Annotated in this window: 23 protein-coding genes; 10 read left to right on the top strand and 13 right to left on the bottom strand. The window is 52.4% G+C overall.

Annotated elements, in window-relative coordinates; genetic code table 11:
• Positions 1-23 precede the first annotated feature (23 nt).
• Genes ACYU8Y_RS18140 through ACYU8Y_RS18125 form a run of 4 tightly spaced genes read left to right on the top strand, consistent with a single transcriptional unit; the run spans position 24 to position 4571 of the window.
• The gene (locus tag ACYU8Y_RS18140; RefSeq protein ID WP_460939467.1) at positions 24-1121 is read left to right on the top strand and encodes a glycosyltransferase family 4 protein; all 1098 of its coding nucleotides are present in this window, start codon (positions 24-26) and stop codon (positions 1119-1121) included.
• 7 nt (positions 1122-1128) lie between these two features.
• A complete protein-coding gene (locus ACYU8Y_RS18135) occupies positions 1129-2208 on the top strand; it encodes an acyltransferase family protein (RefSeq protein ID WP_460939466.1) in 1080 nt (359 codons plus the stop codon).
• 25 nt (positions 2209-2233) lie between these two features.
• The gene (locus tag ACYU8Y_RS18130; protein ID WP_460939465.1) at positions 2234-3100 is read left to right on the top strand and encodes a glycosyltransferase family 2 protein; all 867 of its coding nucleotides are present in this window, start codon (positions 2234-2236) and stop codon (positions 3098-3100) included.
• Positions 3093-4571, top strand: coding sequence for a T9SS type B sorting domain-containing protein (locus tag ACYU8Y_RS18125; protein WP_460939464.1), 1479 nt, complete (start codon positions 3093-3095; stop codon positions 4569-4571). Before ACYU8Y_RS18130 ends, ACYU8Y_RS18125 begins: the two co-directional genes overlap by 8 nt.
• Here ACYU8Y_RS18125 and ssb read toward each other — a convergent pair.
• Positions 4568-4936, bottom strand: coding sequence for a single-stranded DNA-binding protein (gene ssb / locus ACYU8Y_RS18120; protein WP_460939463.1), 369 nt, complete (start codon positions 4934-4936; stop codon positions 4568-4570). The two genes, ACYU8Y_RS18125 and ssb, sit on opposite strands and share 4 nt — an antisense overlap.
• A gap of 167 nt (positions 4937-5103) precedes the next feature.
• On the opposite strand from ssb, the gene ACYU8Y_RS18115 reads away from it, so the two are divergent.
• Positions 5104-5772 (top strand): SGNH/GDSL hydrolase family protein, encoded by a 669-nt coding sequence (locus ACYU8Y_RS18115; RefSeq protein ID WP_460940320.1) that lies wholly within the window; start codon positions 5104-5106, stop codon positions 5770-5772.
• Between the two features lie 102 nt (positions 5773-5874).
• Here ACYU8Y_RS18115 and ACYU8Y_RS18110 read toward each other — a convergent pair whose 3' ends face one another.
• The 7 genes from ACYU8Y_RS18110 to ACYU8Y_RS18080 all read right to left on the bottom strand — a co-directional run bounded on the left by ACYU8Y_RS18110 (position 5875) and on the right by ACYU8Y_RS18080 (position 13642).
• A complete protein-coding gene (locus tag ACYU8Y_RS18110) occupies positions 5875-6648 on the bottom strand; it encodes a DUF2490 domain-containing protein (RefSeq protein WP_460939462.1) in 774 nt (257 codons plus the stop codon).
• 59 nt (positions 6649-6707) lie between these two features.
• Entirely contained in the window at positions 6708-7847 is a 1140-nt protein-coding gene (locus tag ACYU8Y_RS18105) for a DUF3179 domain-containing (seleno)protein (protein WP_460939461.1), read from the bottom strand.
• A 57-nt stretch (positions 7848-7904) separates the two neighbouring features.
• Positions 7905-10061: an outer membrane protein assembly factor BamB family protein gene (locus ACYU8Y_RS18100; protein WP_460939460.1), complete on the bottom strand. Its 2157-nt coding sequence runs from the start codon at positions 10059-10061 to the stop codon at positions 7905-7907.
• A gap of 219 nt (positions 10062-10280) precedes the next feature.
• A complete protein-coding gene (locus ACYU8Y_RS18095) occupies positions 10281-11729 on the bottom strand; it encodes a DEAD/DEAH box helicase (RefSeq protein WP_460939459.1) in 1449 nt (482 codons plus the stop codon).
• Positions 11730-11931: 202 nt separating this feature from the next.
• On the bottom strand, positions 11932-12705 hold the full coding sequence (locus ACYU8Y_RS18090; protein ID WP_460939458.1) for an SDR family NAD(P)-dependent oxidoreductase: 774 nt from the start codon (positions 12703-12705) through the stop codon (positions 11932-11934).
• Positions 12690-12815: a hypothetical protein gene (locus ACYU8Y_RS18085; protein WP_460939457.1), complete on the bottom strand. Its 126-nt coding sequence runs from the start codon at positions 12813-12815 to the stop codon at positions 12690-12692. Before ACYU8Y_RS18085 ends, ACYU8Y_RS18090 begins: the two co-directional genes overlap by 16 nt.
• Before the next feature lie 11 nt (positions 12816-12826).
• Positions 12827-13642, bottom strand: a complete 816-nt coding sequence (locus ACYU8Y_RS18080) for a phytanoyl-CoA dioxygenase family protein (protein ID WP_460939456.1) — start codon at positions 13640-13642, stop codon at positions 12827-12829.
• A 333-nt stretch (positions 13643-13975) separates the two neighbouring features.
• Between ACYU8Y_RS18080 and ACYU8Y_RS18075 the strand changes: the two genes are divergently transcribed.
• Positions 13976-14959, top strand: a complete 984-nt coding sequence (locus ACYU8Y_RS18075) for a BamA/TamA family outer membrane protein (protein WP_460939455.1) — start codon at positions 13976-13978, stop codon at positions 14957-14959.
• A 5-nt stretch (positions 14960-14964) separates the two neighbouring features.
• Here ACYU8Y_RS18075 and ACYU8Y_RS18070 read toward each other — a convergent pair whose 3' ends face one another.
• Genes ACYU8Y_RS18070 through asnS form a run of 3 tightly spaced genes read right to left on the bottom strand, consistent with a single transcriptional unit; the run spans position 14965 to position 18268 of the window.
• A complete protein-coding gene (locus ACYU8Y_RS18070; protein ID WP_460939454.1) occupies positions 14965-15633 on the bottom strand; it encodes a phosphatase PAP2-related protein in 669 nt (222 codons plus the stop codon).
• A 53-nt stretch (positions 15634-15686) separates the two neighbouring features.
• A complete protein-coding gene (locus ACYU8Y_RS18065) occupies positions 15687-16769 on the bottom strand; it encodes a complex I subunit 1/NuoH family protein (RefSeq protein ID WP_460939453.1) in 1083 nt (360 codons plus the stop codon).
• A 59-nt stretch (positions 16770-16828) separates the two neighbouring features.
• Positions 16829-18268 (bottom strand): asparagine--tRNA ligase, encoded by a 1440-nt coding sequence (asnS, locus tag ACYU8Y_RS18060; RefSeq protein ID WP_460939452.1) that lies wholly within the window; start codon positions 18266-18268, stop codon positions 16829-16831.
• 299 nt (positions 18269-18567) lie between these two features.
• Here asnS and ACYU8Y_RS18055 point away from each other — a divergent pair, with 299 nt between their 5' ends.
• From ACYU8Y_RS18055 to ACYU8Y_RS18045, 3 genes are read left to right on the top strand one after another with little or no spacing between them, the layout of a single operon-like run.
• Positions 18568-19071, top strand: a complete 504-nt coding sequence (locus tag ACYU8Y_RS18055) for a SixA phosphatase family protein (protein WP_460939451.1) — start codon at positions 18568-18570, stop codon at positions 19069-19071.
• A gap of 32 nt (positions 19072-19103) precedes the next feature.
• Positions 19104-19298, top strand: a complete 195-nt coding sequence (locus tag ACYU8Y_RS18050) for a hypothetical protein (RefSeq protein WP_460939450.1) — start codon at positions 19104-19106, stop codon at positions 19296-19298.
• Between the two features lie 6 nt (positions 19299-19304).
• A complete protein-coding gene (locus ACYU8Y_RS18045) occupies positions 19305-19697 on the top strand; it encodes a VOC family protein (protein ID WP_460939449.1) in 393 nt (130 codons plus the stop codon).
• A 78-nt stretch (positions 19698-19775) separates the two neighbouring features.
• Here ACYU8Y_RS18045 and ACYU8Y_RS18040 read toward each other — a convergent pair whose 3' ends face one another.
• Positions 19776-20969: an aminotransferase class V-fold PLP-dependent enzyme gene (locus ACYU8Y_RS18040; RefSeq protein ID WP_460939448.1), complete on the bottom strand. Its 1194-nt coding sequence runs from the start codon at positions 20967-20969 to the stop codon at positions 19776-19778.
• A gap of 81 nt (positions 20970-21050) precedes the next feature.
• On the opposite strand from ACYU8Y_RS18040, the gene ACYU8Y_RS18035 reads away from it, so the two are divergent.
• Complete coding sequence (locus ACYU8Y_RS18035) at positions 21051-21587, top strand: hypothetical protein (protein WP_460939447.1); 537 nt, start codon at positions 21051-21053, stop codon at positions 21585-21587.
• 181 nt (positions 21588-21768) lie between these two features.
• Here the strand turns inward: ACYU8Y_RS18035 and xerD are convergent, their stop codons facing one another.
• Complete coding sequence (gene xerD / locus ACYU8Y_RS18030; RefSeq protein WP_460939446.1) at positions 21769-22698, bottom strand: site-specific tyrosine recombinase XerD; 930 nt, start codon at positions 22696-22698, stop codon at positions 21769-21771.
• Positions 22699-22775 lie beyond the last annotated feature (77 nt).

The raw sequence follows: 22775 nt of genomic DNA, 5'->3' as shown, positions 1-22775 counted from the left end.
CACCTTTCCGACCGCTTTATCCGATGACTAAAGTATTGATTGACCATCAGAAGTTTACAACCCAAAAATACGGAGGCATCAGCCGGTACTTTGCCAATATTATTCAGGGAATAAAGCAGACCAATGACATTACGTATCAGCTGGGGGTGATGCATGCCAAAAATCACTACATCCAGAACGAGCCCCTTCCCCTGAAAGGTAACCTGAGCGATAAGGTATTGAATCGGAATGAGCGTTATGATTATCGGCTGAACGAGTTTTACTGCAAACGCCTGCTGGATAAATCGGACTTCGACGTCTTTCATCCTACCTACTACGATACCTACTACATGAATCGGCTCAAGAAGCCGCTGGTAATTACCATTCACGACATGACCTACGAGCGGCTGCCGGAGTACTTCTGGGCGCTCGATCCACTCACCCGCCAGAAGCGGGAGAATATTCTGCGGGCCGACGCCATCATCACCATTTCGAACACGACCCGGAACGATATGCTCAGCTTTTTTGATGTCGACCCCAAAAAAGTATGGACGATCTACCATGGCATTGATCTCGATAGTCCGGTGGTGACGCAGCCGGTGCCCGATTTGCCCGAGCAATATGTGCTGTTTGTGGGGGATCGGAGCGGGTACAAGAACTTTTATCTCTTTCTGAACGCGATCAGTAAACTGGCTCCTCGGTTTCCGGAACTGAATGTCGTTCTTGCTGGTGGCGGAAAGCTGGAAGTGGCTGATCTTGAGTTTATTCAACGACTAAAGTTGACGAGCCGCGTCAGACACATTGGTGCCACGGATGAACAGCTCAATTACCTCTACCAGCATGCCCAGGTGTTTGCTTATCCTTCGCTCTATGAAGGGTTCGGGTTGCCTATTCTGGAAGCCTTCAAAGCCAAATGCCCCATTCTGTTGAGTGATACGGAGTGCTTTCGCGAGGTCGCAACGGATGCTGCGGTGTATTTCAGACCGACTGATCTGGACGACCTGGCCGAAACACTGGCCGACCTGCTGACCAATTCGACGTTGAGAGACCAGTTGGTGGCGAAGGGAACCCAGCGGCTGAGCGATTTTTCGCTTCGGAAATCCATTGATCAGACCCTCGACGTCTATAAATCCTTAGCCTGATCGTGTCATGAGATTTAAAGCGGTTGATTCGTTTCGGGGGATGGCGGCCATTATGGTAATCCTGTTCCATTTACAGCACCTGGAGTTGTTGTCCGGTATCGCCTTCATTGCCAAAAGTGACATTTTTGTCGATTTCTTTTTTGTGTTGTCGGGCTTCGTCATTACCCACAGCAACTATGACCGGATCACCAATGTAGCCAGTGTGTGGCCTTTCATACGAAAACGGTTTAACCGCCTGTATCCGCTTCATCTGTTTACGCTGCTCCTTGTGCTGGGGTTCGAAATAGTGCGGTACGGCCTGGATCGGTACGTTGTTAAGTTGAGTTTTCCCGTCTTCGCCAGCGACAAGAACCTGCCGTCGTTTATCGCCAACCTCACGTTGACGCAATCGTTGAACCTCTTCGATCAGGTTACCTGGAACGGGCCAAGCTGGAGCATCAGCGTCGAGTTTTACACGTACATCGTGTGGGCGTTGTGTCTGGTTCTGTTTCGTAAAAACCTGCTGCTCATGGGCGGCTTCCTTTTCAGTCTTATAGGCTGGTTTATTGTCCGGCATGACGGCAATATCATTTTCAACTACGATTATGGATTTGTGCGTTGCCTGTACAGCTTCCTCATCGGCATGTTCACCTACCGAATGAACCGGCAGTTGTCCCTCCGATTCAGTTATCGGCAGTTTTCTTTTGTGGAGGTTTCTCTCTTTATACTGACCATCGTGGCGGTCAATTTATTCACGCACCGGGAGAGCTGGCTGATGCCCTTTCTGTTTGCCGTGGTCATTGTCGTTTTCTCCCGCGAATCGGGCGCTCTAGCTAAGCTGCTGGCCAGCCAACGGCTTGCGTTTCTGGGAAAGCTTTCTTACTCGTACTACCTGAATCACACGCTTGTGCTGACGGTTATGGATCTGCTTTTTTTCAAGCTGATGAAGGTGCCGCACTCGGCCATGAGCGAATTGCTTTTTGTGCTCATCTGCCTGGCCTGCGTTCATGTGATGTCTGTCTTCACCCATCGACATGTTGAGTTAATTCTTCAGCCGCCTGCACCGGATCGATCCGGTAAGGCAATGCCCAAAATGGTGGTTTCCTAAGTTCGACCTTTATCAACGACACGCTATGTCTATTTTCAACGCGCCAACCTGGCTTGATCAGTTCAACTTCCCCTATACGTCGTACGACGACGTGCCGCAATCGACGTTCGATGCGATCAACAAGGATCTGGATGCGCTTCAGCATCCCGAGCCCCTGGTCAGTGTTGTCATTCCGGCCTGGAATGAAGAGGTGAATATTCTCCGTAGTATTGCCTCGCTGGCTAAACTGAAAACGTCCATTCCAATGGAGATTCTGGTTGTCAATAACAACTCGACCGACCAGATGCAGAAAACGCTGGATAAACTACACGTTCGGTCGGTGTTTCAGCCCATACAGGGCTGGGGCCCGGCCCGGCAGATGGGGCTGGAGCAGGCGCGGGGTAAATACCTGCTGACGGCCGATGCCGACGGGATCTACCCCCCCGAATGGCTGAACGAAATGATGGCCGTCTTGCAGCAGCCGGGGGTCATCTGTGTGTGTGGCCGGTATTCTTTCATCCCCGCGCCGGGTTTTCCGCGCTGGGTATTATCGATTCATGAATCCCTGAAAGACACGTTGGCAACGGCTCGTCATGTGAAGCGCCCCCACCTGAATGCGTATGGCATCAGTATCGGGTATGAGCGCAAATATGCCCTTAAAATCGGGTATGTCATGCGAAAAGTCCGGGGCGAAGATGGCCGGATGTGTTTCGATATGTTGCAGTATGGCAAGGTGAAATTAGTGAAGTCGAGGAAAGCTCGTGTCTGGACCGGTACCCGTACGCTTCGGGTAGAAGGCAATGGAAGTTATGCAAGAGCCCTATGGCTGAAAGTAGGTACCGAGCTACGGCGGTTGGGTGGTCTCTTCGTGGCCCAGGCTCCTCACGATACAAAGACGTCGATGAATGAATAAGTGTGCGGTGGCCCTTGCCCTGCTGTTGGTCCTGATCGCACCCATCGTGTGCCGGGCGCAGTGCAGTGAGGGGGCTATCATTTGTGAAACGTTTGGCAGGGGGCCAACGGGTCCGCTGGCGCCGGGCTTGACCAATTTCAAGTATGTGTCGAAAAGCTGTCCCGACGACGGTGAGTACAGTGTTATGGACACCGTGGCGGGTAGCTGCCACGGACAGGCCTGGCATGCCGTACCGGAAGATCATACACCCAACGACGTTCGGGGCAACATGTTCGTTGTCAACGCATCGTACCAGCCCAGCGAATTTTATAGCCAGAAAGTAGTGGGCCTTTGTCCCGGCGTCGTGTATGAGTTCTCGCTTTGGGCGCTCAACCTGAACCGGATTCTGCAGGCGGGGGCCTGCGATGATTACAGCCTGCGCAACCCGATCATTGCCATGCGGATCGAGTTGCCGGATGGTACACTGATTCGCGAAGTGGTACAGCCCGCCATTTCCCGTTCGGCAGCGCCCGTCTGGACGCCCTTGTCCATGCAGTTTTCTATACCCACCAGCGGCAATGACATTGTCGTCAAGCTCATCAATAAGGGGCTCGGCGGCTGCGGCAATGATCTGGCCATTGACGACATTAGTTTTCGCCCCGTCCACCCGATTCTGAGCATTGAGTTTCCCGGCTCATCCGTTTCGGAAATGACCGTTTGCGCCGATACTCCACTTAAGCTGGCCGTTGGCGCAGCTCCTGGGTATATCAACCCCGTTTATATGTGGCAGCAGAGCCAGGATAATGTAAACTGGGTACCCGTACCCAACGCGAATCAGACAGCAGCCTACGGTATTAATCAGGTTCGCGCCGGGCGCACCTATTACCGACTTCGAAATACCCAAGCCATCAACGCGTCTGCCGTGGGGAGTGCCCAATGTTCGGCCGTATCGAATGTACTTGTTGTAAACGGGCGTCCGGATAGTCCCTTTTCCCTGGGCGATGACGTGGCGCTTTGTCAGGGCGTTACGAAGGTTTTGGGGAAACCGGATTCGTGGCCAGCCGGCACCTCCTTTTTATGGTCGGATCAGAGTACAAATTCCACCCTGCGTGTCGGTACGCCCGGCAGCTATTGGCTGGAAACGAACCTGAATGGCTGTCTGTATCGGGATACGGTCGAGGTTATCGACCAAAACTGCCGACTGAGTGATATCTATGTTCCCGACGCGTTTTCGCCGAATGGTGATGCCTACAATGATCAGTTACGGGTATTCCACGAAGGTCTGTTCTCGACCTACTCGTTTCGGGTTTATGACCGCTGGGGAAGTGTCATTTTCTCTAGCCAGCAGGCCGATATAGGCTGGGATGGCATGTACCACAACCGCCCCTGCTCCGAAGATATATACGCCTGGACGGTTCACTACAGTGTCATAAATCAGGGAAATAAGGAAGAATATTTTGTCCGGAGCGGGCGGGTGATGCTGGTGCGCTAGTTGAGTTTTCGCTGGTCATCCCCCGGTATCGGATCGCCTTTGTCGAGGACAACGATATGCTCGCCCATAATTTCGGTTATGTGATGCGTTTTTCCATCTGTATCGTCAACCCACTGCGTGTTGACTTTGCCTTCCAGAAAGATCAAACTGCCACTTTTCAGGTATTTATGCGCCAGTTCCGCTAGTTCTTTCCGTAACACAACGGTATGTTGTTCGGTATTTGCCAGGATCTGTCCTTGGTGATCTTTAATGGTTTCCGTAGTTGTCAAGGCAAACCTGGCTACGCTGATTTGGTCTTCCACTTGCTGAATTTCGACATCGTTAGTTATGCTCCCAATAAGGGTTACTTTATTTAATCCTCTCATAGTTTAGGAATATACTAGGTTGACCAGTTTTTGGATTTATCCTTATTCGAAAGAAATAAGTTACCGCCTATCAGACGATGAAGGGATTTTTTGGTAACGCCCGTAACCTGTTTTATAAAATGAATCCGGAGATGAGTAATGGACCGGGGCTTGCTACTTTATCAGGAATGACTATACTTATCCGATCTCTGCTTTTCATAGCTACCGTTGGCGTACTGGCCATGACCGTTGCCAAACCGACCCGAGTTGTTTTCTTTGGAGACTCCATCACCCAGGCTGGCGTAAACCCCGGCGGCTACATCGACCGCCTGAAAAAAATGCTTCCCGCCGAGCAGTTCGAACTGCTCGGTGCTGGTATCGGAGGCAATAAAATCTATGACTTGTTCCTGCGTATGGACGATGACGTACTCGCCAAACAGCCCGATGTCGTGATCGTATGGGTGGGCGTCAATGATGTCTGGCACAAAGCCTCATACGGGACGGGGACCGATCCCGATAAGTTTGTGAAATTTTACGAAGCCGTCATCAGGAAACTTCAGGCCGCCAATGCCAAAGTTATGCTGTGTACGCCAGCTGCCATTGGCGAGAAAACGGATTTCAGTAACCAGCAGGATGGCGATTTGAATCAATACAGCCAACTGATCCGCGATCTGGCAAAACGGCAGAACATACCCCTGATCGACCTGCGGAAGGCGTTTCTGGAATACAATCTGAAGAACAATCCCGATAATAAAGAGAAGGGTATTTTGACCACCGATCGCGTACACCTGAACGAAGCGGGTAATCAGCTGGTGGCCGAGCAAATGCAGAAGGCCCTACAAAGCATGGGGAAATAACGATCAAATTGACCGTCGGTCGCTGATCCTGATTCGGCCATCCTGCTAAACCAGGGTGGCCATTTTTATGGCGGGTAGACTGATCGTCTATTTGTGGAACCCTCACTTTTTGCTAAAATCCAGGTCGTATTTCACGTTCAGCCGGAAGCCGTTGTTGATTTCGAAGACGGGTTTCTGTGTACTAGGCTCCAGTTCAGGGTGCTGCGTAATCTGGTTGAGGTAATTGAGTTCAATTTTAAACGTGTCCCGAAACTGATAGCCCAAACCGCCTGAAATCCGATTTTGGTTAAAGACATTTTGTTCGACCTGATGGCCGAAGCCAATGAACAGCTCATCGAAGAAATTGGCGTACCATTCGCCATCGTCGATGGCTGCCCCCTGCAGTGGAACCGTGCCCGAAATCTGGTAGCGCGCCCGATTCTGGTACTCCCAGCTTTCGATATGGCGCGGATTCGCATCGGCCCCGATTCCAAGCCACCGCTGTTCGAGCCGGAATCGGTGACTCAGGTTAACGATGCCCGCCGTTGCGCTGAGTTGAATGTCTTCATGCGTTCGGCTCTCGATCGTCGGAACGCCCGCGTCGGCAACGGGAAAATCGCCATAAGGGTATGTGGTAAAGAAGGTGTAGCCACCCGCCAGTTTTACCTGGTCACTCAATGTATACCCCAGTCCAAGCCGCGCCAGCGACTGTTGCCAGGACTGAATCAGTTCCACCCGTCGCCATTGGTATTCGGTGTGTACTTCCCAGCGTTTACTCAATTTATGATCGCCGTTGTAGACATACCAGCCAATGGCATTGCGGTCGATGATCCGGTATTGTTGCCCGAAACTGGTTGCTGAAAGCAGCAGAAAGAAAAGGAAATAACGAAGCGTCATCGGGCCAATGGGTGTACATGATAGGTGTACAAGCGCTTTATGACCCTATAGGTTTGAAATTAGTATCGTCCGGTAGCCGGATGGAAGGTTTGCCAGCTATGCCAAAACTCCTGATGAGCAGGCAGCCGAACGAGCCCAGGACCGGCACTCAGCGAACGACCACTAAAGGCATAGGTTTGTTTTCCATCGCTAAGCGTGTCATGATGCAGTACGAAGTGGCTGGCAGAAGCCGGGCGCTCATAAGCGAAAAAGGAACGATTGTCGTTCGCCAGGACCAGTAAAACCGGCCGGTTGGCGAGTGTATCCTGAATCAGGCGTTCGCGTTTCAGGCGGTTCCAGTCGTAGGCTTTGCTATGTTTGCCAACGCTCAGGCCCACCACCCACGATTTATCATGCCACGACAGGCTATCCATTCGGGTAAGGTCGCTGCTGCCTTTGCCGCGCTCGTAGGTATCCATCTTCGTGTACCGCTCCGAAAAGGTCGTGTCGGGTTGCATGACGAGGCTGTTCGGATGCAGGGACATCCATTGGTTCAGCGTCATCTGCTCACTGAATACTTCGGGCAGGGTATCGCCCTTGAGCACTCCGGCAACGGATTCGCCATTTGCCTGACGCCACCAGCTTCCGGTACCCGCATCTTCAAACATCGCATTGAAGTGGTCCATGCCGACAAGCCGGAAAGTCGCAGGTTTCCCGTTTATGATTGGTCGAAACACGCGCCCGGTCCGGCAAACGGTGCAGTAGGTAACCATAATGGGTTGCCCATCAATCGTATCCAGCACCTGATGATGATACCCGATAAATTGAATGGGATACGCCTTGGCCTGCCCGTTCACCTCGATGCCCAGAATCTCCCGATCTGATTTGACGGTATTGTGGCTGGCGGGCTGGAGTTGTACGGAGGTGGGTTGGTAAAACATGTGGTCGGCTGCCATTCGGAAATTAAAGGCGTAGCCAACCCCCGCCACCAGCACCAGCGCGATCAGTGCGCCCCATCTTGACTGCCTGATGGCCGACAGGGCACCTGCTACAATCAATAAGCCAAAAACAGCCCGGAATACCCACCGCCATCGATACAGAAAGTAAGCCAGATCGAGGCTGTTCATACGCTGGCTACCGGGCATTGGCATAATGAAATAGACGTTGGCTACTTCAAACAGGAGCAACCCGGCAATTCCAATATAAAAGAGAGTTTTCATGCTGTGAAGGGTTGTTAATTAATGAGTTAAGGCTTTTAATAGACGAGCGAATGCTCTTTACGGCAACGCAAACGCCACGTACTGGTTGCCTTTCTTTTGCCCAAGTTTTCCTCCGCCACAGGCGATGACTACATATTGTTTGGTACCCACCTGGTACGTGGCTGGCGTGGCGAACCCGGCGGCCGGTAAGGTCGTTTCCCAAAGCAGTTTGCCGTCCTTTTTATCAAATGCCCGGAACTTCCCGTCTTTTGTCGCCCCAATAAACAGCAGGCCACCCGCCGTTACAACCGGGCCGCCATAGTTTTCCACGCCTGTGTTATGAATGCCTTTGGCGGCTAGTTCGGGTTCTTCGCCCAGAGGAATTTTCCAGAGGTACTCGCCTGTATTCAGATCGATGGCGTTTAACGTTCCCCAGGGGGGCGAAATGCCGGACAACCCTTTGCTATCCAGGAACTTCGTGTAGCCCGAAATTTTGTAGGGCACATATGGCGTCTTGCTGCCCTTGGCTACTTTTCCAATGGCTTCTATCTTTTCGTCATCAAAAAGAAAGCCGACCAGAGCCTGCTTTTCTGCGGCTGACAGTTGAGTAAAGCCCGGCATCATGCCTTTCCCATGACCAATAATCTGCGTCACATACGCCCGGTCACGTCGTTGCCCAATATTAACCAGCGATGGGTAGCCGCTCGTGGCATTGCCCTTGCGTTCGGCTCCATGGCAGCTCGAACAGGTGGTGGTGTACAGGCGATTCCCCAACGTGAGGTGGGCCAGTTCATCCTGTTTGGGGGCCAGGTTCAGCGCAATCAGCCAGGCGGCTTCGTTGGCGTTGACATACATAATGCCATTGGGGTCGGTGGCAGCCCCGCCCCATTCGGCCCCGCCATCGAGACCAGGATAAATGAAGGCACCCCGCCGGCTGAGCGGTTGAAAGGTACCCCGGTCACTGCGTCGATACTGCGCAAGTAGGGAGTCCCGCTCGGTGGAATAGGGGTTCAGGTCAGCTTCGCCAAAATTCTGACGGGCAAACGGAGCCGGCCGGGCAGGTATGGGTTGTGTGGGCCAGGTTTCTTCGCCGGGCACGTCGGATTTGGGCATGGGCGTTTCCGTGATGGGGAAAAGCGGCTTGCCCGTAACCCGGTCGAATACAAAAACAAAGCCCGATTTTGTAACCTGAGCGACGGCATCGACCCGCTTGGGCCGACCGTCGGGGCCTTTGCTGGTAACGGTCAGGAGGTTTGGTGGGGCCGGGAAATCACGATCCCAGATGTCGTGGTGAACGGCCTGAAAGTGCCAGAGCCGTTTGCCGGTGCGGGCATCCAGCGCCAGCAAGCAGTTGGCAAACAGGTTTTGCCCTTTACGATTGCCGCCGTAGAAATCAAACGCGGCCGAACCGGTTGGCACGTAAAGAATACCCCGTGGCCGGTCAACAGCCATACCCGACCAGTTATTGGCGCCACCCACGTCCGTATTTTTGTAGGTTTCTTTTGGCCAGGTATCATACCCGTATTCGCCGGGTTGCGGAATGGTATGGAATGTCCAGGCCAGTTTGCCCGTGCGGACATTGAACGCCCGTACATGACCCGGTGCGGCATCGGCTCCTTCCGAAAGGCGGACGGGCATGATAATCAGGTCTTCAAAGATGGTACCAGGTGTGTTGGAAATAACGAATTTATCCCTGGCCTGCTCGCCCAATCCCTCATGCAGATCAATATGGCCGTTCTGTCCGAAGCTCGAAATGGGTTTTCCGGTTTTGGCATCCAGGGCGTAGAGCGACGAGCCAACGGTGTATAGGATTCGGGCTTCCGGATCACCACTAGCAGCTTGTTTGGCTGACTGCCAATAGGTAACTCCCCGACTGGTGCTCAACGATTGCTTGTCTGGCGTACCAAATTTCCAGATTTCTCTACCCGTAGCCGCATCGAGAGCAAAGGCCTGCACGGTGGGCGTTACCCCGTACAAGACCCCGTCAACAATGATTGGATTAGCCTGAATCTGTCCGCTATCGGGCGTGGCATACGTCCAGGCTACTGTCAGGGTCTTGACATTTTCGGGGGTAATCTGGGTCAGGGCCGAGTAATGGCTTCGGTCCGGCCCCCCGAGGTATTCGCCCCAGTTTGTATAATCGTTTGGCTTGGTATCCGTGGTATTTTGGGTAAAGCGAGACCAGCCAAGGGCTAGTACCGCACAAACGAGTAGCGCACAAAGTAAGCGTGTCATGGAGCTTAAGGGGTAGTCTGACAAATCTACGTCAAAAGCAAAAAGGATGGGTATTGTTACTATACGTCATGCCATAGCGCCAGAAATAAACAGCTCGTTTCCTGGTGGTGTCAGCCGGGTCGCTGGTGCGATACTTACATCTGACACTATAAAAAGAATGGCCAGTAAACGAAGCTTCGTTTACTGGCCATTCTTTTTATGATTAGGTAATTGCTGGTCCTAGTAATTCTTGTCAGGATTTGAATTGCTGAACCGGCTATTGCCTGTGCCCCGGCTTTGCGGCTGCGGACGACTGGTGTTGCGGCTTGGACGGCTGCTTTCTGTGTTACGCTCACGCGGTGCTGATGAACTGCTACCCTGGCCTTCCGACCGTGGGCGCTGACTTTGGTGGCGTGACTGTCCGCCACCATTGTTCGACGATCCGGCTGAGCGTCCGTTAGTATTTCCTGGACGGCCACCACCCCGGCGATTGTCATTGCGGCCGTGCCCCTGACGGGCAGGAGCAGGCGAAATGGTTGATTCCGATATAGTAAGCGCGTAAGGGTGGTCGTTAATAACCGGAACGCGTTTGCCGATCAGTTTATGAATATCGCGCAGAAATTCGGTTTCTTCGGCATCGCAGAACGAGAGCGCAATACCATCATGGCCCGCCCGCCCTGTCCGACCGATGCGGTGAACATAGGTTTCGGGAATGTTCGGTAACTCGTAGTTGATCACATGCGACAGTTCATCGACGTCGATTCCACGAGCGGCAATATCCGTGGCAACCAGCACGCGCGTTTCCCGGCTTTTAAAGTTCGACAGAGCGCGCTGACGAGCATTCTGCGACTTGTTGCCATGAATGGCTTCAGCGCCGATGCCTGCTTTCAACAGGTCTTTCACCACCTTATCAGCACCGTGTTTGGTCCGGGCGAAAACAAGGGCCGATTTAATATTCTTGTCGTCAAGGATATGCACAAGCAGTTTACGCTTGTCATCTTTCCCGACGAAATACATGGCCTGTTCAATGGTGTCGGCCGTTGAGGAGACGGGCGTCACTTCAACTTTGGCCGGATTATGCAATATTGTGTCGGCAAGTTTGGCTACATCAACTGGCATAGTTGCTGAGAAGAACAGCGATTGTCGGCGCTCCGGCAACTTGGCAATAACCTTTTTTACGTCGTGAATAAAGCCCATGTCGAGCATCCGGTCGGCTTCATCCAGAACAAAGAACTGTACATCACGGAGCGAGATAAAGCCCTGGTTCATAAGGTCGAGCAGGCGGCCGGGCGTAGCAATAAGTACATCCACGCCTGCCTTTAATGTGTTTACCTGGGCATGCTGCGAAACACCACCGAAGATAACCGTACTACGCAGGTTCAAATAGCGACCGTAAGCGGTAAAGCTTTCGGCAATCTGAATGGCTAATTCACGGGTTGGTGTCAGAATAAGCGTCTTGATGCGTCGTGGGCCACCCGTACTTTTGCTGCGGTCTTCACTCAGTAATTGCAGGATTGGAATAGCAAAGGCGGCTGTTTTACCGGTTCCGGTTTGGGCGCAACCCAGGAGGTCCCGGCGGCTTAACAAAATCGGTATGGCTTTTTCCTGAATAGGGGTAGGGTTGGTGTATCCTTCTTCGGCAAGGGCCTTCAGGATGGGATCAATTAATGATAAATCGGAAAATTGCATGTGTTGGTTGGACGTCGGTAGGCAATGGAATAGGGTACTAAAATGGGTCCAGCATCCAACGTCTTTGTAAAGTTATATGTGTACAACGGCTGTAGTGCAAATAAAGTGCCATTTATTGGCTGAATACAATTCGCAGTAAAAACAAAGACGGCCCCAGCGCCATGGCAAGGCCGTCCTGCTTTCTGATAATCGATCCGATAGTTTAGTCGTAAATGCTACCCGCGGTTTGTTCAACCAGGCCTTTGGGCAACAGCCAGGCCATTAGTTTTCCGGCCTTGTTCAGCAGTCCCGTCACCAGTTCGGTCTTACCGGCCAGGGTAGCTTCTACAGCTTGGCGGGCCACCTCGGCTGGGGTCATGTTAACTTTCTCGGCGGCTTTTCGGCCCTTATTGCCAATTTGTGCCCGGTTAACGAAGTCTGTATCCGTTGAGCCGGGACACACGCAGGTGACCGACACTGTTGAGCGTTTTAATTCCTGATGCAGCCCACGGCTGAACTGGAGTACGAACGACTTGGAGGCTGCGTACAGGCTTAGCCCCGGCACCGCCTGGTAAGCCGCCGAACTGCCTATGTTCAGGATATAAGCTTTCGTCTGCTGGCGAAGCTGCGGCAGAAAGAGGTACGTCAGCTCGACCAGGGTTGTCATATTGACGGCCATCATATTGGTATGCTCGTTTATCGAGTGCTTCTCAAATGGACCGCTCAGACCATAGCCCGCATTATTAATCAGCATCTGAAGGGGGTACTGCTTTTGGCTGCACCAGTCGAACACGTGCTGAGCCGATCCCGCCTGGGCCAGATCAATCGCCAGAAAGTCTGTTTTAACGCCATGCTCGTTCGCCAGTTGCCTGGCTACCTGCTCCAGCAGTGATTCTGATCGGGCTACCAGCAGTAAATCGAACTTTCGATGGGCCAGTTCTCCGGCAATGGCCAGGCCAATGCCCTTACTGGCTCCGGTGATTAAGGCGTAGGCCATGTTGTGCTAATGAGTAGTGAAAACCGCAAATGAGCAAGTCGCAGGGAGTAAGTGGCTAACGTGCGCATATTGCGTTCGCGTCGGCCATTTACTCCCTGCGACTTGCTCATGTACGACAGGTTTAAATATTTACTTTCGAGATAAACCGGTGGTAGAATGGAGTTTTGCTGTTGGCATTTTTGGGCATGTATTTCCCCGTTACGACCGGTACGTACATAACGCGCCGACGGCTGGCTTCGCCCACGAAGGGAGACTGCTGCGCCCGGTGCCAAAGTCGTCCATCGTGTACCGACAGGTCACCCGCGTTGATATCGAAGCCGATTTCGTGTTTGTCAGGGTCATTGTCCACGAAGTATTTTTTGCGGAACAACATTTTGAAAATACCCTGTTTGTGAGTGCCTGGGATGACCCGCAGACCGCCGTTTTCGTAAGGGGTCGGGTTGAGGTGAATTCCCACATTGAGCATCGGCATAATGCGCTGCCCGAGGAAAATGTCGCGTGGGCTATCCGTATGCCAGCCCATCTGCGAAAATTTACTGTTAGGGGTCCGAATGTAGTGGTTAAGAATAAGCCCGTCTTTTTCGATCTCGGCGATACGCCCTTCGTAGGGCTGAAGCAGGTCAACGACTGCCTGAAGCCGTGGGTCCTGTAAAAATTCGTGGAGCGCCTTGCTGTGCTGCGACAGGAAACACATCCGCTGAATCATTGGGTTTCCGGACTCGTCCTGACCAAATTTTAACGGCACACCGTTGATTTTGTCACGACCTTCGGCCAGCCACTCCTTTTCAATGCGTTCAACTTCGCTGATAAATACTTTGACTGTTTCCGGATGGATAAAATTGCGAAAAACGATAACACCATTTTTGTTGAAAAACTGGCGTTGTTCGGGGGTAATGGTTTCGCCCAGCGTAAAGGGCGGCAAGTTTAATTTGCTCATATCGGTGGTTTACAATTCGGAGGTTCCGTCGTTGATGCCAACCGGCGACCGCACGCTAACCGACGGGCGCAAGTTTCACTGTTTATTAACGGCTCAAATCTACGAAATTTACAATTTTAGGATTACTTTGGCGCAATTTAATTAATGTGACTTTAATTAACGGTCATTCCGGTTGTTGTGCATATTTTACGTGATAAAAGGTCATTTCTGCTGTTAATCAGCTTTTTAATAGGTGGATTTACTACGTTATTAGCCCAGTCAGATAGTATTCCAGTCCCTCAGGAACCCATACCTAATCAGCTGTTAAAAACCAGAAATACCCTAATTCTACCCTTGGTAGCCCGGTCGATCGAAACGGACTGGTCGTTGGGGCTGGCGGGTTCGTTTACCTTCCGGTTCAACCGGCATGATACCCTTACGCGTACATCGAATACACAGGCACTGGCATTATACTCGCTCCGGAAACAATTCATTGCCGCTATAAACGGCACTACCTATTTCCCCGGCGAACGGATCATTCTGAACTATCAATTGTCGTATAGTGATTTTCCTGATAAATTCTGGGGCCTGGGGAAAGATGCCCCCAGCAGTCAGGAAGAAGCATACGCCTTTCGGCAATATTACGTTTACCTGCATTTTCAGCGGAAACTTCGGGATCGTGTCTTTCTGGGTGTCGTCTACGAATACCAGCGGTTGCTGGCCGTCGATTACCTGCCCGGTGGTTTGTTCGACCAGTTACCCGTAACCGGTCGCGATCCGTATCATATTTCGGGAGCAGGGCTAAGCTTAACATACGATTCACGAAACAATGCGTTTGCCCCCGATAAGGGTGGGTTTTTGCAGGTATTTTTTAACCATTTTTCGCCCGCCTTTGGTTCCAACTTTCAGTACACCAATTACGTTATTGACTTCCGGCGTTTTCTCCGAATTTACGAGCAACAGGTCCTGGCTATTCAGGCGTATGGCTTTTTTAACTCGGGTGATGTTCCCCTGCGTAGCCTGGCCAGTTTTGGCGGCTCCAACAGTATGAGGGGGTTTTATGACGGGCGTTACCGCAGTAAAAATCAGGTAGTGGCCCAGGCAGAATACCGCATTCCATTATTCTGGCGGATCGGGGCGGTCGGATTTGTGGGTGTCGGCAATGTGGGGAACCACCTCCGCGACCTGAACTTTCAGGAACTTAAGTATTCCTATGGCGGGGGCGTTCGCCTGGCCCTGAATCGTAAGGAGCGGTTAAATCTGCGGGTCGATTATGGCTGGGGCGCCGGGCAGGGGACGTCGCATGGCCTGTATTTTCAACTGGGCGAAGCGTTCTGATATCATTAATTTTCCCGTTTCTCTACATTGTCCCAGCCAGAGAGGGCAAACTTTTTGGCCAGCCAGTAAAGTGGATACGTAAAGACAAATGCACCCAGTACATCGACCGTGTAATGGACATGCTGGACCAGTAATAAACCGCCGACAACGATGGAGCCGATCAGCGCAAAGAGTCGGTCCCACCACCGGCGCAGGCATAAAAACATCAGGAAAATAGACGATGTATGGCCTGAATAAAATAAGTCTTTCGTGATGTATGTTTTGCCATAGAAGGCATTACTGATCGGGTCGATGAGGGGAATCAGGCCAACGGGCGGATCGAGTGGTACGAGGTTGATGCTGAGCATCCGCGACAGGCTGACAATGATGTAGCCATAAATAAACATCATAAATACTGCCGGGCTGTATCGGGCGCGAATAACGAGGAGCAGCGCCGTTGCCCAGATCGTCAGAAAGATGGCTATCGACACATCCGTAGGGGGGAGCTGATTCAGTACCCAGTCATTCAAAACGGGTCCCGAATGGCTCTCGATGGTTTGAAAGAAACCAGGAAACGTGAACAGCAGGGCGACGGTAGCGATGAGCCCCAGCGTGAATTTCCAGCGAAATGTGCTCGATTGCCAGGCTGCCTGCCAAATTAGGTCGCTGGTCGGATTGGGTGTGAGAATGGACATGTAAAACTGTAAAAGGCCGCAAAGGTACAACGAGGCTTTTAAATGCGCCAAGTCTAAACCATTAACAACCGCCAAATCCCCGATAGTAACAGTAAAACCAGGCCGACAGGGGTCAGCACCTTCCAGCAGAGAAACATCATCTGATCGACCCGAACGCGGGGAAACGTCCAGCGAACCCACATTTGTACTAAAACGGCAAAAAACACTTTCGACAGGAGCCAGAAGCCGCCCGTCAGGTTGCCCCAGATCGTACCGGGGGCACCACTTGTCCAGTCGGCCAGCCGAACGGGACCGAGATTGGGGAGGGGCGTATTCCAGCTACCCAGAAACAGCACCGCCCCCAGAAACGAAACCAGCAGCATCATGGCGTACTCCGACAGGTAGAGCAGGGCAAACCGCATTCCCGAATATTCGGTGTGAAAACCGGCAACGATCTCCGACTCGCCTTCCGGTAAATCAAAGGGAGCCCGGTTGCTTTCGGCCAGCGTACAAATGAAAAAAATGATATAAGCGATCAGCAGAAAGGGATTCCGAACGATGTTCCAGGCGAAGAGGCCACCCCAGTGCGTAACGTCGATGCCCAGGCTTTTCAGCCCAAACAGGTAGTTTTTATCCGACGTAAAAACGCCCTGCTGAAAACTGATTTCCTGCAAATCAAGCGTCTGGCAAATCATGACCACGCACAGGATTGTTAACCCCAGCGGAATCTCGTAGGAGATGATCTGGGCTACCGACCGCATGGCGCCAAACAGTGAATATTTGTTGTTGGAACCCCAACCCGCCATTAGAATACCCACGACATCGAACGAGACGATGGCCATCAGATAAAATACACCAACGGCCGCTCCCGACCCCTGTAAGTCGGGGGTGAGGGGAAGTACGGCAAAGCCGGCAAACACCGACGCGAAAATGATGGCCGGGGCTAGCAGAAACAGCCGCCGATCGGCTGCGGTCGGGACAATGTCTTCTTTCTGGAGAAGTTTGAGCAGGTCGGCAAAGAGCTGAAGCATTCCCCATTTGCCCGTTTCCATGGGACCAAGCCGGTCCTGCATAAAGGCAGAAACCTTGCGTTCCGTATACACGCCCACGACCACAAAGCCGGATGCCAGAGCAAGAAAAATGGGAAGTGCCAGCATAAAAGAAGTGAAGAATGACGACTGAAGAGGCTATTCACTCTTCAGTCGTCACTACGAAATTAAAACTCTGCCGTTTTAGGCGCGCGCGGGAATGGAATGACATCGCGGATGTTGCCCATACCCGTGACGAACAGCACCAGTCGCTCGAAGCCGAGCCCAAAACCGGCGTGGGGCGCCGAGCCAAACCGGCGCGTATCCAGGTACCACCATAGCGCTTCGGGTTCAATGCCTACCTCATGCATCCGGGTCACCAGTTTATCCAGATCGTCCTCCCGCTGCGACCCACCGATGATTTCGCCGATACCCGGAAAGAGTACGTCCATTGCGCGAACAGTTTTACCATCCGGGTCCTGCTTCATATAGAACGCTTTGATCTCCCGCGGGTAATTGGTCAGAATCACCGGCTTTTTGAAATGCTTCTCGACCAGGTACCGCTCGTGCTCCGACTGTAAATCGACGCCCCAGCTCACGTCGTACTGGAACTGTCCTTTTTTGGCGGGTTTCGAGTTTACCAGAATGTCGATGGCTTCCGTATACGTAAGCCGAACAAAATCATTGCTGATGACGAACTGTAGTTTTTCCAGTAGTCCCAGTTCGCTCTGTTCTTCTTTCTTTTTGGTTTTTTCTTCCTCTTTCAGGCGGTTATCCAAAAAGGCCAGATCGTCGGCGCAGTGTTGCAGCGCATAGCGAATGATGGTTTTCAGGAAGTCTTCGGCCAGGTTCATGTTGTCTTCCAGTTCATAGAAGGCCATTTCCGGCTCAATCATCCAGAACTCGGCGAGGTGGCGCGTCGTGTTCGAATTCTCGGCCCGGAACGTTGGTCCGAAGGTATAAATTTTGCCCAGTGCCATAGCCCCTAGTTCACCTTCCAACTGCCCCGACACCGTGAGGTTGGTTTCGCGGCCGAAGAAATCCTGGCTATAATCAACTTTACCATCTTCGGTTAAGGGCGGCCTGGTGGCATCGAGCGTAGTGACGCGGAACATTTCGCCCGCGCCTTCGGCATCCGAAGCCGTGATGATCGGTGTGTTGAGGTAATAAAACCCGTTGTCGTTGAAGTACTTATGGACAGCGAACGCCAGCGCGTGCCGGATACGCAGAATGGCGCTAAAGGTATTGGTGCGGGGACGCAGGTGGGCGATCTCGCGCAGAAACTCCAGCGAATGCCGCTTGGGTTGCAATGGATATTTTTCCGGATCGGCCGAACCGTAAATGATAACCTCTGAAATTTTTACTTCAACGGCCTGCCCGGCCCCCTGCGATTCGACCAACTGGCCCGTAACCGCCAGACAGGAGCCAGTGGTGATGAGCTTTAATGTCTCTTCGGGAAGTTGGCCTGCTTCGGATACCACCTGAATGTTATTGATGGTCGATCCATCATTAAGGGCAATGAAAACGGCGTTTTTGCTCTCGCGTTTGGTGCGGACCCACCCCTTTACGGTTACGGTGGTTCCGACAGGGGCAGTTTTTAATAATTGCTGAATAGGTAAATAACTCATACGAAAACGGCGACCAGTATAGTGGTTGTGGGCGTAAAAGTACGGATTGTCGTCCGAAACGTCCATAAAGGAGGGAAACACATTTCTGGGAAGTCAGTTTTTATCAGTGATTCCGTAAAAATCGCCCGCTTGGGGGCGGCTGGTGTAGGCCGTGCACGGCTGAACGACGAATACGGTCATATCCGGGCTATGGGTTGGTCATTGATAAATAAAATATGGGCTGAACGTAAACTTGTCACCCACCTGATACGGTACGAGTCAATAACCCGCTTACTTTTGCGCTTAATTCTTTCCAGACAATGCCCATTACACTCTACATCGTTCGTCATGCTAAAGCCGAAGATCGGGCGATCTTCATGACTGATCATGACCGTCAGCTAACCCCCGACGGTACTATAGCCGCGGCCCGGATGGGTCGTTACCTTCACGGAAAGACTATCCGGCCCGATGTAATCCTTAGCAGTACGGCCCCGCGTGCCAAAGACACTGCTATGGTCATGGCCGAACAGATCGGGTATGATCCGGCGGAGATTCGATTAGATAGCGGGTTGTTCGATGGGGGACCCAAAGCTTATCTTGCTGCACTCAACGCCTTGCCCGCTTCGGTTCAATCGGCCATGATCGTGGGGCACAACCCGGATGTATCGTACCTGGCCGAATACCTGACGCACCAGCGTATTGGGTCCATGAGCAAAGGCGCTGTGGTAGCCATCGGATTCGACGAGGTGAACTGGGCCGAAATGTCGGGTCGTACGGGTCATGTCGCGTTTAGCATTAGCCCCCGGCAACTACCTGCTGAGTAATTGATCTTATCTGGAAAATCAGCATTACGTTTATGAATCGAAACCGCCGAATCTTCATCATCGTCTTTATCCTTTTTACGTCCATCGTGATCCTGATCGCGATCGACATGGGCCGCCGGACAACGGCTCCCTGGAACAAACGCCGGGAGGTTGAACGGGCGCTGCCGATGTCAAAAGATGGCGTCGCCATCGATACAATGGCGACAGACACACTCCTTGCTCCCTGAAACTATATGCTCAACTTATCGGCTGTTCATCACATTGCCCTTATCTGTTCTGACTACGAAACCTCGAAGCGGTTTTACACAGAGATACTGGGGCTGACTATTCTGGGAGAGTATTTCCGGGCCGAACGAAATTCATATAAACTGGATCTGGCGTTGAATGGCCAGTACATCATCGAACTGTTTTCGTTTCCGAATCCACCCAAACGCCCGTCCCGTCCCGAAGCCCTGGGACTTCGTCATTTGGCTTTCGCCGTTCCCGATCTGGATGCAGCCATTGCGCACTTAAACGAAAATGGCGTGCCTACAGAACCCGTCCGGGTCGATCAGCACACCGGTCGGCGCTTCACCTTCTTCGCCGACCCCGACGACCTGCCCCTGGAATTTTATGAACAAACGTAGAGCCGCATAATTGCGGCTCACATCCGGATGGCTTTTAATGAACGATTGCTGACGCATATGAGCCGCAAATATGCGGCTCTACGTGAGGACTTTCGTTAATACCCGTACCAGGGCATCGGCATCTTCGGGCGTATTGTACAGGTGAGGGGCAATACGCAGCGCCTGCGCCCGGGCGGATACCGATACCTTTTCAGCCTGTAAGGCCTGTTGAATGGCCATGGGGTCGGTGTGGTCAGGTAGCCATACCCCAACCAGATGATGAGCCCGGCCCCGCGTTCCATCTATGGGCTCGACCCGGCAGCCAAGTTCTTCCAGCACGGGCCAGGCATCGCGCATGAGGGCATGGGTATAGGCCTGAATTCGCTCCGGTTGCCACTCATTCAGTTGGGTCAACGCGGCTTCAAGCATGGGCATTTGCAGGAAATGTGAATGCTCGCCAACATTATATCGGTACGCTTTAGGGCGGTAGGCAGGCTGGTAGTCCATCAGGCGGTGAAACTGGTTGCTGTCGAGCCGATTCATCCAGCCTTCCTCCAACGGCGTGCCTTCATCGAAGGCCGGTCCGTAATAAGCCAGCCCAAGCGAGTAGGGGCCCATCAACCATTTATACCCGGCACAAACGACGGCGTCGGGCAGAACCGCTGTCAGGTCGAACGGGAGGGCGCCAATCGCCTGCGTACCATCGACGGCCAGCCAGGCCCCAACTTCCCGTGCCCGTTTGCCGAGGGCTTCCAGGTCGAACCGGGTACCGTACATCCAGTGAACAGGCGGTGCAACGACCAATGCCGTGTCGGGACCAATGGCATCGAGCAGGCGCTCATTCCAGGCAGCGCCTTTGGGAAATTCGTCGGGGATTCGTACCCTAGTAATGGTCAGGCCCAGTTCGGTACAGACCCGGTCCCAGGCGTATACATCGCTGGGAAATTCACTGCCAACCAGCACGATGCGCTGACCCGCCCGAATCCCCGGCTTGTTGGGCAGATTTCGTGCCACCACGGCCATTCCGTACGATACCGATGGGATAACGGCAATCCGCTCTGGATCGGAATTATTGATGAGCTGGGAAAACAACGACCGAACGCGCATGGCACCACTGAAGAAATCATCGGGGCGCAGGCCAAACGGATTGGTATCGCGCCGGATCGCGTCAAGACCCGCCTGTTCAACGGTTTTGCTCAAGGGAGAGCGGGTGGCGCAGTTCAGGTAGTGAATGTCGGCGGGAAGCGTAAAGGTATCTTTTTGTGTGAGAAGTGTTGGGAGCGTAGTAGGCATACGGGGAAAAAGCGAAATGGTTAATTTAGTCTGGCACGACGTTTGTTTATGCTAGTATGAATTCTTTAACATGAGTGGTTTATGAATACCCTGTTGGGCATTGGTTCCCGCATACGGCACGACGAGTTTGGCAATGGCGTCATTATCAACTTAAAAGCAACTGGCTATACCATCACGTTTCATGATCATGGCGTGAAGATACTCAAATTCGACGCACCCCTGGCGATCATCGAAGCCATTGAGCCCGATGGTGATCTGGTCAGTTTGTTTGACGTCGAGCAGTCCATTACGCGGGTACTCCAGCGCTGGGTCGACCAGACTGAAATGGTTCCGCTGGGCGACAAATGGAAGGGCGGCAAATTGATTCTGAAGCCCGGCCGGGCTGATCTGTCACAGAAAGAAATGCCGATCGATGCTTTCTTTCACAAAATCGTGATGGTGCGGGATCGCCTTCGGGTACTCGAACAGCGCGTTAACGCCAGCTCTATCGAGGATGAAGAAAAGATTAATATTCAACAATATATCACACGCATTTACGGTAGTCTGACGTCGTTCAACTTATTGTTCAAACACCAGCACCAGCAGTTTGTGGGCGAAAAAGTCAATGCAGACGGATAGTCTGGAAAGGTCGAATGGAATGGAGTTTATATTAAGTTTTGGGTTAGTTAGAGTAGGAGCTCCCCGCCATCGACTTCAATGGCGGGGACTTTTTTTTGCCGGCTTTTTTATGATTTCGCTGGCGTTCGCCAACGTCAAAAGCAGACGATTCACTTAAAGGCTATGCCTGAGAACGGGCGAATCAGGAAGCGTCTGGCCGGACCATCGGGCGGTTTCGGCTTCGCGGATGATACTCGCGCAGGGTCTGTTGTAAATAATCCCGGTCCAGGTGCGTGTAAATTTCGGTGGTGGTAATGGATTCATGGCCAAGCATTTGCTGCACCGCCCGCAGGTCAGCGCCCCCTTCGATCAGGTGCGTAGCGAACGAATGCCGGAACGTGTGCGGACTAATCGTCTTGTCGATGCCTGCCTCGATTGCCAGCTTTTTGATGGTCGTAAAAACCGAAATTCGGGATAATTGCTTACCCCGAAGATTCAGGAAAATAGTGTCCTCGTCACCTTTCTGAACATCCAGTTTTCGACGGACATGCTCGATATACACAAGTGTATAATGAATCGCATCCTGGCCAATCGGAACCAGCCTGACCTTATCGCCCTTGCCCAGCACCCGCACAAAACCATCCTGAAAATAGCAGTTTGTCAGACGCAGGTTGAGTAATTCAGATACTCGAAGTCCTGAACTGTACAGGACTTCGAGCATGGCGCGGTCCCGCGTGCCACCGGGCGTCGACAAGTCAATGGCCGCCAGCATGGCCTCGATTTCGGGAAAGCTGAGCGTGTCGGGTAGTTTACGGCCAAGTTTTGGGGCTTCCAGCAATTGAGTGGGGTCGTGCTGGAGTAGATTTTCGAGTATCAGGTACTTAAAAAACGACTTTATCCCCGACAGCATCCGGGCCTGGCTGTGGGCCGATAAGCCCAGCTCGCCCAGATACATTAAAAAATTAGCCAGTTCCGTTTCCGTCACCTGCATGGGCGTTCGGCTGGGGTCGGTCAGGAGAATGTATTCATACAGTTTCTCGGCGTCGTGCAGGTAGGCCTCCACCGAATTTTCGGCCAGCGACCGTTCCAGTTTGAGGTAGTTCTTAAAGGCGTTTATATAACTTTGCCACACAGTTGATTTACGGTTTATGGTTTACGAATGACGGTTTATTCGGCGACCGCATACCGTAGTGACGGACTGCTGTAAAT

The sequence above is a fragment of the Spirosoma humi genome, from assembly GCF_054776575.1.
The sequence above is the reverse complement of the archived record's forward strand: the minus strand, read 5'-3'. Positions and strand labels throughout refer to the sequence as shown.